The organism is Serratia sp. HMSC15F11 (assembly GCF_001808215.1).
GTDB classification, from domain to species: domain Bacteria; phylum Pseudomonadota; class Gammaproteobacteria; order Enterobacterales; family Enterobacteriaceae; genus Serratia; species Serratia nevei.
Genome location: NZ_KV792503.1, coordinates 22,161 through 33,180, shown reverse-complemented (window position 1 = coordinate 33,180; position 11,020 = coordinate 22,161). Strand labels below are relative to the sequence as shown.

Genomic DNA, 11,020 nt, shown 5'->3' with positions numbered 1-11,020 from the left:
TGGCGCATGCCGCCGGAAAGCTCGCGCGGGTAGGCGTTTTCGAAGCCGTCCAGGCCGATAAGATCGATGGCCGCCAATGCCCGCTCGCGCCGTTCGGCAGGGGCGACGCCCAGCGCCTCGAGGCCAGCCTCAACGTTTTGCAGCACCGTCAGCCAGGGGAACAGCGCGAAGGTTTGAAACACCATGGCGACGCCTTTGGCGGGGCCGTTCAGCGGCTGCCCCAGGTAGTTCACCGTCCCGGCGGTGGGGGTAACCAGACCGGCGATGATGCGCAGCAGCGTCGATTTGCCCGAGCCGGAGCGGCCCAGCAACCCGACGATCTCGCCCGCCCGCAGCGACAGATTGACCCCGTCGAGGATCAGCAGCTCGCCGTGTGCCTTGTCATAGCCATGGCTGACCGCGTTGACCGCTAAAATTTCCTCGCCGGGCGAGTGCGTCGCCTGCGTTGGGTGAAGGTCTGACATCTGAACGGCTCCTTAATCGATGCGGAAGCGGGATTCGGCGTAGGCGTAAAGCGGCCGCCACAGCAGACGGTTGAACAGCGTAACGAACAGTGACATCACGGCGATGCCCAAAATGATCTTGGGGAAATCGCCGGCGGCGGTGGTTTCGGCGATGTAAGCACCCAGCCCATGCGCTTTCACCTGGGTGCTTCCCCATTGCACGAACTCTGCCACGATGCTGGCGTTCCAGGCGCCGCCGGACGCGGTGATGGCGCCGGTGATGTAATAGGGGAAGATGCCCGGCAGCATCACCTGGCGCCACCATTGCCAACCGCGAATGTGAAAATTGGCGGCGGCCTCGCGATAGTCGTTGGGCAACGCCGTGGCGCCGGCCACCACGTTGAACAGAATGTACCACTGGGTGCCCAACACGATCAGCGGCGACAGCCAGATATCGGGGTTCAGCCGGAAGTGGACGATGGTGATGACGAACACCGGGAACAGCAGGTTGGCCGGAAACGCGGCCAGAAACTGGGCGATGGGCTGGATCTTCCCGGCCAGCGTCGGGCGCAGGCCGATCAGCACGCCGAGCGGCACCCAGATCAGCGACGACAGGGCGATCAGCACCGCCACGCGCAGCAGCGTGATCAGCCCCAGCACCATCACATGGCCCACGTCATTGAGCGTCACGCCGGTCTGTACATAGAGAATGACGCGCCAGGCGATCGCCAGCGTCAGCAGGATGACGATGGCGCTCCAACACCGATCGATCGTGCGCGAACGCCGCTGCCGTTGGGCGCTATTGCCGCGGCGCAACGGCCGGGCGGGCAGGCTCAGTTTCAGGCGCGCGGTTTTGGCCAGCAGCGCGCCCAGCGGCGTCAGCAGCAGGTGGATCAGGCGCGTGCGGCGCATCAGGTTCAACAGCCAGGAAGTGGGGGCGCTCGCCGAGCGGGTGGTTTCCATGCGGAATTTGTCCGCCCATGCCACCAATGGCCGGAACAGCAGCTGATCGTAGGCCAGGATCACCACCGTCATGGTGAGCAGCACCCAACCTATCGCGGGCAGATCCTGGCTGAGGATCGCCTGCGCGAGATACGCGCCGATGCCCGGCAGCGTAAAGGTGTTGTTGCCGACGGTGATCGCTTCCGACGCCACGATAAAGAACCAGCCGCCGGACATCGACATCATCATGTTCCAAATCAGCCCCGGCATGGCGAACGGCGCATCCAGCTTCCAGAAACGTTGCCACGGGCTGAGGTGAAACCCGCGTGCCACTTCTTGCAGATCGCGCGGCACGGTGCGCAGCGACTGGTAGAAGCTGAAGGTCATATTCCACGCCTGGCTGGTGAAGATGGCGAACATCGCCGCCAGCTCGACCCCCAGCACCCGGCCGGGGAACAGCGCGATGAAAAAGGTGACGGTGAAAGAGATGTAGCCGAGTACCGGCACCGACTGCAGGATATCGAGGATTGGCACCAGCACTTTCTCGGCGCGCCGGCTCTTGGCGGCCAGGGTGCCATAGACCAACGAGAATGCCAGCGCGGCCACCATCGCCACCAGCATGCGCAGCGTGGTGCGCAGGGCGTATTCCGGCAGGTTGGCGGGATCGAGCGATATCGCCTGCGTTTTCAGCGTGACGATCGGTTGCAGAGTTTGATGCAGGCCGATGGCCATCATGGCGATCAGGCCGATGATCAGCGGAAAGGCGATGACGTCCCAGCCATTGGGCAGCAGGCGCCGGGCAGAAACATGGGTGTTGAGCCGGACGTTCATTTCACTTCTCCCACGGCGGGCACAAACAAGAAAGTGACAATCGCATAAGGACTATAGACCATCCGACGCGGGCGATTCTAAACCGTTGCTCACCGGCGGCGGTTTCTGTGCCGCAAACGGGCGATACTGTAACCCGTGAAGATGACGGTTAAGTTATGCTTGTCGCTGCCGTGCGAGTGGCGCGGCGGCAATAAAGTGACAATAATTCCAACTCACAGTGCAAGGCTAAGGAGCGAGCAGATGTCTGTCGTCAATGATACGGAAACCTCGAACAAGACCGGCCTGGCGCCGTTGGCGTTGGGCGCATTGGGCGTGGTGTTCGGCGATATCGGCACCAGCCCGTTGTACACCCTGAAAACCGTGCTGTTTCTCTCCGGCGATGCGCCGTCGGCGCCGGTGATCCTTGGCCTGCTGTCGCTGATTTTCTGGACGCTGGTGATCGTCACCTCGCTCAAATACGCCATGTTCGCCATGCGCATCGGCAACCGCGGCGAGGGTGGCATCATGGCGCTGATGTCGCTGCTGGTCAGCAGGCGGAAATCCCGGCCGCTGGTGCTGTTCGCCGGCCTGTTCGGCGCGGCGTTGATCTACGGCGACGGCGCCATCACGCCGGCCATCTCGGTGCTCTCCGCCCTCGAGGGGCTGAACATCGTGCTGCCGGCGTCGCAGCCCTACATTCTGCCAGCGGCGGTGGTGATTTTGCTCAGCCTGTTCGCCATTCAGCCGCTGGGCACCGCGCGCATCGGCCGCGTGTTCGGGCCGATCATGGCGCTGTGGTTCCTGTCGATCGCCGCGCTGGGCGTGTGGGGCATCATCCAGCATCCGGCGGTGCTGTTGGCGCTGAACCCGCTGTACGGCATTCATTTCCTGTTCTCGAACGGGCTGACCAGCTTCCTGGTGCTGGGCGGCGTGTTTCTGTGCGTCACCGGCGCCGAAGCGCTGTACGCCGACATGGGGCACTTCGGCAAACGGCCGATTTGGCTGGCCTGGTTCGGCATTGTGTTTCCCAGCCTGTTGCTCAACTACGCCGGCCAGGCCGCGCTGATTTTGGCCGGCGCCGACGTCACGCAGAACATCTTCTTCCGCCTGTGCCCGCCGGCGCTGCTGATCCCGCTGGTGATCCTGGCTACGCTGGCGACGATCATCGCCAGCCAGGCGATCATCAGCGGGGCTTTTTCGATGACCCGCCAGGCAATCCAGCTGGGGTGGCTGCCGCGGCTGCGGGTTAAACAAACCACCGAGGAAAGCTACGGGCAGATCTACATCGGCGCCATCAACTGGCTGCTGATGGTGGTGACGCTGTTCCTGACGGTGTTCTTCAAATCCTCGGACAATCTGGCCGCCGCCTACGGCATCGCCGTCTCGTTGACCATGATCATGACCACCGGCTTGCTGTTCGTGGCGATGCGCGAGGTGTGGCGCTGGGGGCTGGCCGCCAGCCTGTTGGTGGCGGGGTGTTTCTTCGTGGTCGATCTGAGCTTCCTGACGGCCAACCTGACCAAGGTGTTGCAGGGCGGTTACATCCCGCTGCTGCTGGCCGCCGCGGTCTATACCGTGATGCTGATCTGGCATCGCGGGGTGCTGGCGGCCGTGCGCACCCTTGGCGAGACGACAGTGCCGATCGCGGATTTCCTGGCGAAAATCCAGCGTGAATCCGTGCCGCGGGTGCCGGGCACCGCGGTCTTTCTCACTCGCAGCCTGCAGGGCACGCCGCCGGTAATGAAATGGCACGTCAAACGCAACGGCTCGCTGCACGCCAATGTGCTGGCGCTGACCATTGCCATCGTCAATGAACCGCGGGTATCGAATGCCGAACGCCTGGTGATGCGCGAACTGGCGCCGGGGTTTTGGTGCGGCGTGGCCAGCTACGGCTTTATGGAGCGGCCGAACATCCCGCAGCTGCTGCAGCACGTCGAGGCGCAAAAATGCGGCCTGAACTTCGACGAGGCGACTTACTATCTCGGCCATGAAACCGTGGTGCGCCGCGAGGCGAACGACCGGTTGCCGTCCTGGCAGCGCAACCTGTTCGCGCTGATGGTGCGCAACGGCATGCACGTCACGGATTATTATTACCTGCCCAGCGATCAGGTGGTGGAGATCAGCCGCCGGGTGCCGGTATAGGCCTGGCGGGCATAAGCTACAACCCGGGATTCTTTCCACGCCGGCCGCAGTCGGCGTAGAGTGCTGCTATGTTCGATAACCACAGGGGATACCGATGCTGTTCGATTTAAACCTGCAGGCGGCCGAACTGCCTGAGGCCTGGCGTTCTACCGTGCTGGGCCGCGTCGGTGTGGCCAATATCAAAGTGCTGCGCATGGATGAGCGCAGCATTGCGGATGAAGTGCATGATTACAGCGAAGGGCTGCTGGTGATCCGCGGGCAGCTGCGGCTGCAGGTGGCGGGGGAAACGATTGTGGTGCAGGCCGGCCAGCTGTATCAGGCCGCGGCCGGCGTGCCGCACCGCGTGTTGCCGGGCAGCGAAGGCACGCTGGTGATTTTCGATTTGCCCGAAGATTAAGCGTCGTTTTTGGGCTGCGGCGGCGTCAGAAATCTGACAACACCCTGCAGAAAGCGTTGTCTGCCGGCATTATCTCTATCGAGATGGACAAAATGGGTTGCCTCAGGAATGACCAGCTTTTCGGCTGAAGGGGCATCTTTCATGATGGCGTCCACATCTTCAGGCCGGCTCCAGAAATCCCGGCCTGAGCGAATAACCAACACGGGAACGGTGGTTAAGGCCGTTGCGGACCACTGTTTTCGGCCAATCGCCAGCTCAAAGCTGTCAGCCATTGCGCCTGTCGGCGCCCTGAAACTGGGCGGCGTTCTGCGCTGCGAGGTACTGTCTGATGCCAGCGCGGCATCAGCGTAAGCGCGTTTAACGGTTTCATCTCGCCACTGTGTTTTATCCGCCACGGGAATGCTGTTATCCCAGGCGACAAACAGGCTGTCTCGCGTGTTCAGGCTCCAGCCGCCAAATTTGGCGGCGTTGAAGTGCCCGGAGTTTTGAGGATCGTCGAGTGGCGACCCCCGTCCCAGCAGCGGGTGATGGGCGGATCCGCCATAAAGCGTGTTGTAGAGCACCAGACGTTCCACATTCTGCGGATATTGGGCCGCGTAAGCTCCCGCCCAGTGTCCTCCCGTCGCCCATCCCAGGAGATTAACGCGAGGGGCGCCGCTCCACGTCTGAATAGCCTGCACGGCGTGACCGATATCGGTTACGGCATCCGCCGTGCGGATCAACGGCGCCGACTGGTCAGGGGGGCTATCCATCGCGGCCGGCCGGCTTGATAACCCATATCCCCGCAGATCGAGGATATACACCCGAAAGCCGGCTAACGCCAGAGCTGCAGCCAAAGAGCCGCCTTTGACGGGCAGATCAAAAGAGGCGAGGCCGGGAACCCGGGCACCGTGAATCAGCAGCACTGGCGGTTGCGGTATCTTACCCTCAGTTTTTAGGCTGACCTCCCTGACGTGGAGTTGCTCTGCGCCGGCAAGCAGAATGTACCTGTCGGTTCGATTTATCGGCGCGGGGATCTCATTTTCTTCTGATGCCGCCAGTGAGGATGATGCCGACATCACAAGGAGGGCCAGCAACATATTGAGGCTTCGGTAAGTCAGTGACAACGATCTGAGTATGTTCATTGTTATTTCTGCTCCGCGAATATATACAGGAAGCATCTTCAGGTAGCCTTGCTAGTGTGTCTAATACTATCGAGGGGCTTTCTTAATACGTTTAAGGTATCGCGATATGCTCACCCTGCGTCAGCTCCGCCAATTTCTTGTGGTTGCAGAAACCATGAATATCCGGAAAGCGGCCGAGCGTTTGCACATGGCCCAACACCCTCTGACAAAAGCGATCCGTCAAATGGAGGAGGCTTTGGGCACCCGGCTTTTTGAGCGAACCAATCGAATAACGGCGCTGACCCCTGCAGGAAACGTGTTGCAGAAGGAAGCGGTTACGACGCTTATGCAGATGGAACGGTCGATGTTGCTGACCCGACGTGCGGGTCAGGGAATGACGGGGGCGTTACGTATCGGTTTTGTGGCCACGGCCGTCAGACATTTACTTCCCGAAATGATCGCTCGTTTTCACTTTTCTTTTCCGCAGGTTGTTCTTGAATTGAACGAAATGACGACCGCGCGGCAGGTTGCGAGCCTTTTGGATGACTCGCTTGACGTCGGTATTGCGGTTTTACCTGTTCCTGAATACGCAATACAGAAGCTGTCTTACCATCGATTTTTTAGCTGCCCATTGATTGCCGCATTGCCGAATAAACATCCTGCCGCCGCCAGCGGCGCGCTGTCGCTCTCTGCCCTGGCCGAGGAGCCGTGGATATTATTCCCGGAGCAGGAGGGGCCGGGTCTTTATCGCTCTATTATTGAGGCCTGCGAAAAGGAAGGATTTATGCCTGAGGTTGTTCAGCGAGCCGTACAAATGGAAACGATAGTCGGCCTTGTCGCTTCAGGATTAGGGGTCAGCCTGGTTCCTGAATTTATGCAAAAAAGCGGCTGGGTAAACGTTTCTTTTTGCCCGCTGAGTGGAGAACAGATCCCGTATCAGGTTGCCCTGATCCACAAGCCGGAAAATACCAATCCTTACGTCGCGGATTTTGTCAGAAACGCAGTTCCTCTTCAGCCATACGTCCCCACTTAAAAAGCGCGCCAGGATCTTAGCCGCGTTCGCGTTAAAGAGAGATCAAGCGTTGCCCAGGGTGGTGAGCGCCACGTTCACCGCCGCCATCAATCGCTTTTCTGTGACACCGTCACGTGCCTGAATCGACAGGCCGTGCAGGAAGACGGCGAAAAAGTCACCCAGACTGTCGGCGTCGGTGTCGGCCGGCAATTCGCCGGCTTGCACCGCCTGCCGCAGCCGTTCGACGATCTGCTGGGTGCGCTGCAACCGATGCTCAGCCAGCCAGGTTTTGAGCCCGTCGTTTTCCGCACTGACGCTGGCGGCGGAGGATACCACCATGCAACCCTGCGGCAGATCCGGCCGGCTGTAGAGCCGCACGGCATCTTCCAGCATACGTTGGATCGCCGGGCGAATGCCGCTTTCCTGCGCGAAGGCGCGATCGGCGAAGCCGCCTTCCTCGGTTTCATAACTGGCGATCGCCTCGCGGAACAGCTGCTCTTTGGAGCCGAACGCTTTGTAGATGCGTGCGGAAGCAATGCCCAATTCCGCCACCAGATCCGACATCGAGGTGCCTTCGTAACCCTGTCGCCAGAATAAGTTTCGCGCTTTCAAGAGCGCCTGTTCGCGGTCGAACTCGCGCGGTCTGCCTGCCATTCGCTGCTCCAATTTACGTGCCATTCAGCGACATAGGATCGCTTAAATCGGCGGGAATACCAATGTCTTTATAAATTTCTCTTGCGGTCATCGCGCTTTGCTTCTATTGTTTGTCAATCGACAACTAATAGGAGTTTACGATGAAAACCCTCAAAGGTCCAAGCCTGCATCTCGCGCAGTTCAGCGATGAGAACGCGCCGTTCAACAGCCTGCCCGCCATCGCCGAGTGGGCGGCGCAGACCGGCTTTAGCGCGCTGCAGATCCCGGCCTGGGATCGGCGTTTATTCGACGTGGCCACCGCCGCGGAAAGCCAAACTTACTGCGACGATCTGACCGGCATGTTGGCGGAACAGGGGTTGGTGGTCAGCGAATTGACCAGCCATATCTTCGGCCAGCTGATGGCGGTACACCCGGCTTACGATGCGCTGTTTGACAGCTTCGCGCCGCCGGCGCTGCAGGGCAATCCGCAGGCGCGCGGCGAGTGGGCGCGGCAGCAAATGCTGTTGGCGGTGAAGGCGTCGGCGCGGCTCGGGCTCAGCGAGCTGGGCACCTTTTCCGGTTCGCTGGCCTGGCCCTATCTGTTTCCGTTCCCACAGCGTCCGGAAGGACTGATCGATACCGCGTTCGACGAGCTCGCCAGGCGCTGGCTGCCGGTGCTTAACGCCTGCGACGAGCAGGGGATCAACCTGTGTTACGAAATTCACCCGAGCGAGGATCTGCACGACGGTGTGACATTCGAAATGTTTCATGAGCGCGTCGGCCATCATCCGCGCTGCCGGGTGCTGTTCGATCCGAGCCATATGGTGCTGCAGCAGCTCAACTATCTGGAGTTTATCGATATCTATAAGGAGGTTATCGGCATGTTCCACGTCAAGGATGCCGAGTTCAATCCGACCGGTCGGCAGGGTATTTACGGCGGCTATCAATCCTGGATCGATCGCGCCGGCCGCTTCCGCTCGCTGGGCGACGGCCAGGTCGATTTCAACGGCATCTTTTCACGCCTGACGCAGTACGGTTATTCGGGCTGGGCGGCGCTGGAGTGGGAATGTTGCCTGAAAAACCCGCAGGACGGTGCACGCGAAGGCGCAGCTTTCATTCGCGATCGCATTATCCACGTCACCGACAAAGTGTTCGACGACTTCGCCGGCGCGCCGGTCAACCCACAGCAGATCAATGCCTTGCTTGGCATTCGCTGAGCCTAATCTTTCAGGGAGTTACCCCATGCAATACCTACAGAACGAGGTCCCGTTGGCGGATCTCGCGGCGGAACACGTCTATCTCCAGGTCAACGGCCGGCGCCTTCACTGCGTGGTGGCCGGTGAAGGGCGGCCGGTGCTGCTGATCCCCGGCTGGCCGCAAACCTGGTACACCTGGCGCCATGTGATGCAAGCGCTGGCGGCGGCTGGTTTTCAGGCGATCGCCGTCGATCCGCCGGGCATCGGCGATTCTGACAAGCCCGCTGGCGGCTACGACACCGGCAGCATTGGTGCGGCGTTGCACGCAATGATGGCGCAATTGGGCCATGAACGTTACCAACTGGTTGGCCACGACATCGGCATGTGGATTGGATACGCCATGGCGAGCGATTTCCCGCAGGCGGTGGAGCGCCTGGTGCTGACGGAAGCGGTGATCCCCGGCCTGGCGCCGCCGCCGCCGATTTTCGTCGCGCCGGAGGAGAACATTTTCCTGTGGCATTTCATGTTCAACCAGCTGGCGGATTTGCCGGAGACCCTGACCCAGGGGCGTGAGCGGGAGTATCTTGGCTATATCTTCAACCGCTGGTCCTATCGGCGCGATCGGGTGGCGGCGGAGGTGTATATCGCTGCTTACTCAGCGCCGGGCGGCCTGCGCGCCGGATTCGACTATTACCGGGCGATCCCGGAGACCGTGCGGCAAAACCGCCTGCGCGCCGCCACGCCCCTGACGATGCCGGTGTTGACGGTGGGGGCGGAGCACGCCACCGGCGACGCGCCGCTGACGACGCTGCGGGGCAATGCGCACGATTTGCGGGGCGAAACGGTCGCCGGCTGCGGGCATTTCATTACCGAGGAGTGCCATGAGGAATTTATTGCACTGATTACGCCGTTCCTGGCAGGAGAACCCCATGCCGCTCGATGAACGCATTGCCGCTTTTTTGACGGCATCGGCCGATGCGCCGCCCCCCGCATCGCTGGCGGAAATGCGCGCGGCCACGGAAACCGGTTTACGCCGGCTGCAGGGCGAGGCGGAACCGAGCGGCGGCGTCAGGGAATATACGGTGATCGCCGCCGATGGGTATCGGATCGCGCTGCGCGCCTATCTCCCTGCGAGGGAAAACTGCGCCGCCGCGCAGCCGGCAATGCTGTTCGCCCACGGCGGCGGCTGGTGCCTCGGTTCGCTGGCGCTGTACGATCGGCCCTGTCAGGCGCTGGCCAACGCCACCGGCCGGGTGATCCTGTCAGTCGACTACCGTCTGGCGCCGGAATACCCGTTTCCGCAGCCGCTGGAAGATGTCTATCAGGCGCTCTGCTGGGTGGCGCAACAGGCGCCGCAGTTGGGGATCGACGCGCAGCGCCTGGCGGTGGGCGGCGACAGCGCCGGGGGAAATCTGGCGGCGGCGGTCGCGCTGCTGGCGCGGGATCGCGGCGGCCCGCACATCGAGCGCCAGCTGCTGCTGTACCCGGCGCTCAGCCGCGAGATGGCGACGACGAGCTATCGCGAGTTTGCCGAGGGGCACTTTCTGACGCGCGACGCGATGGTATTTTGTTGGCAGCAGTATCTGGCCCAGCGGCGCGATCCCGGCGCCGAGCCGCTGCACGCCGCCACGCTGCGCGGGTTACCGCCGGCCACCATCCTGAGCTGCGAATATGATCCGCTGCGCGATGAGGCCGAGCAGTATGCGCAGCGGCTGCGCGAGGCGGGCGTGCCGGTGCGCTGCGAACGGTTGCCGGGCATGGTGCATGCCTGCATTCACATGCTGGGGCTGACCCCGGCGGCGCGGCGGCTGTTCGAACTGGCTCGCGAGTAAAAAAAGCCCCGCACTGCGTAATGCTGGTCAGTTAAGCCTGACTGGCATTTTTTATCCATCCTCTGGGCGTTCTGTGCAAGGGAATTGCCGTAAACCCCTCGCATTTCTCTGATGCCGTAGCGAACGGCAATTGGAGGGGCCGATGGCGCGGCCCCTCCACCCGCGCCTTCGCTTAACACCGTCTGTCCGCTGCGCGGATACCCTCGCCGCGTCTGCATTGTCGGGCGGGTCGGCTGCGACAAACGTCCCTGTTAGTCTCGCCTCAACCGGCCTTCCCTGGCCGGTTGCCCCTGACAACGCCGTCTTGCTCGGCAGCCGGTGATGCGCACTAAAGGTCAACACCCGAGCTGGCAGCTACCGGGCAACCTGTCCCTTGGTAGAGGCGTTGGAGATGAGCGCGGTGTTGAGCGCCCTTGAAGGCGTCGAACGCAGTCGCGATGCATAGGCGAAACCGCCATGGACGGCGGTTTCAGGCGACACAGGCAGGGACGCCTGTCGCAACCGGCCTCA

General features: G+C 61.8%; 10 protein-coding genes. 6 read left to right on the top strand and 4 right to left on the bottom strand.

Annotation, left to right across the window (positions count from 1 at the left end; all coding sequences use genetic code 11):
* Together HMPREF3138_RS27290 and HMPREF3138_RS22100 are read right to left on the bottom strand one after the other, a co-directional pair.
* The coding region (locus tag HMPREF3138_RS27290) for an ABC transporter ATP-binding protein (protein WP_139156170.1) at positions 1–464 on the bottom strand (464 nt) is incomplete at its 3' end.
* Positions 465–476: 12 nt separating this feature from the next.
* On the bottom strand, positions 477–2,216 hold the full coding sequence (locus HMPREF3138_RS22100; protein WP_038880161.1) for an ABC transporter permease: 1,740 nt from the start codon (positions 2,214–2,216) through the stop codon (positions 477–479).
* A 240-nt stretch (positions 2,217–2,456) separates the two neighbouring features.
* Here HMPREF3138_RS22100 and HMPREF3138_RS22095 point away from each other — a divergent pair, with 240 nt between their 5' ends.
* Together HMPREF3138_RS22095 and HMPREF3138_RS22090 are read left to right on the top strand one after the other, a co-directional pair.
* Positions 2,457–4,337, top strand: coding sequence for a potassium transporter Kup (locus HMPREF3138_RS22095; RefSeq protein WP_038880158.1), 1,881 nt, complete (start codon positions 2,457–2,459; stop codon positions 4,335–4,337).
* A 94-nt stretch (positions 4,338–4,431) separates the two neighbouring features.
* Positions 4,432–4,734, top strand: coding sequence for a cupin domain-containing protein (locus tag HMPREF3138_RS22090; RefSeq protein ID WP_038880155.1), 303 nt, complete (start codon positions 4,432–4,434; stop codon positions 4,732–4,734).
* Here HMPREF3138_RS22090 and HMPREF3138_RS22085 read toward each other — a convergent pair.
* Positions 4,731–5,858 (bottom strand): alpha/beta fold hydrolase, encoded by a 1,128-nt coding sequence (locus HMPREF3138_RS22085; RefSeq protein ID WP_080213357.1) that lies wholly within the window; start codon positions 5,856–5,858, stop codon positions 4,731–4,733. The two genes, HMPREF3138_RS22090 and HMPREF3138_RS22085, sit on opposite strands and share 4 nt — an antisense overlap.
* Before the next feature lie 106 nt (positions 5,859–5,964).
* Here HMPREF3138_RS22085 and HMPREF3138_RS22080 point away from each other — a divergent pair, with 106 nt between their 5' ends.
* A complete protein-coding gene (locus HMPREF3138_RS22080; protein ID WP_038880153.1) occupies positions 5,965–6,870 on the top strand; it encodes a LysR family transcriptional regulator in 906 nt (301 codons plus the stop codon).
* A gap of 42 nt (positions 6,871–6,912) precedes the next feature.
* Here HMPREF3138_RS22080 and HMPREF3138_RS22075 read toward each other — a convergent pair whose 3' ends face one another.
* On the bottom strand, positions 6,913–7,503 hold the full coding sequence (locus HMPREF3138_RS22075) for a TetR/AcrR family transcriptional regulator (RefSeq protein ID WP_038880150.1): 591 nt from the start codon (positions 7,501–7,503) through the stop codon (positions 6,913–6,915).
* A 140-nt stretch (positions 7,504–7,643) separates the two neighbouring features.
* Between HMPREF3138_RS22075 and HMPREF3138_RS22070 the strand changes: the two genes are divergently transcribed.
* From HMPREF3138_RS22070 to HMPREF3138_RS22060, 3 genes are read left to right on the top strand one after another with little or no spacing between them, the layout of a single operon-like run.
* Complete coding sequence (locus tag HMPREF3138_RS22070; RefSeq protein WP_038880147.1) at positions 7,644–8,699, top strand: sugar phosphate isomerase/epimerase family protein; 1,056 nt, start codon at positions 7,644–7,646, stop codon at positions 8,697–8,699.
* Between the two features lie 25 nt (positions 8,700–8,724).
* Positions 8,725–9,621 (top strand): alpha/beta fold hydrolase, encoded by an 897-nt coding sequence (locus tag HMPREF3138_RS22065; protein ID WP_038880144.1) that lies wholly within the window; start codon positions 8,725–8,727, stop codon positions 9,619–9,621.
* Positions 9,608–10,510: an alpha/beta hydrolase gene (locus tag HMPREF3138_RS22060; RefSeq protein ID WP_038880140.1), complete on the top strand. Its 903-nt coding sequence runs from the start codon at positions 9,608–9,610 to the stop codon at positions 10,508–10,510. Before HMPREF3138_RS22065 ends, HMPREF3138_RS22060 begins: the two co-directional genes overlap by 14 nt.
* Positions 10,511–11,020: the final 510 nt, after the last annotated feature.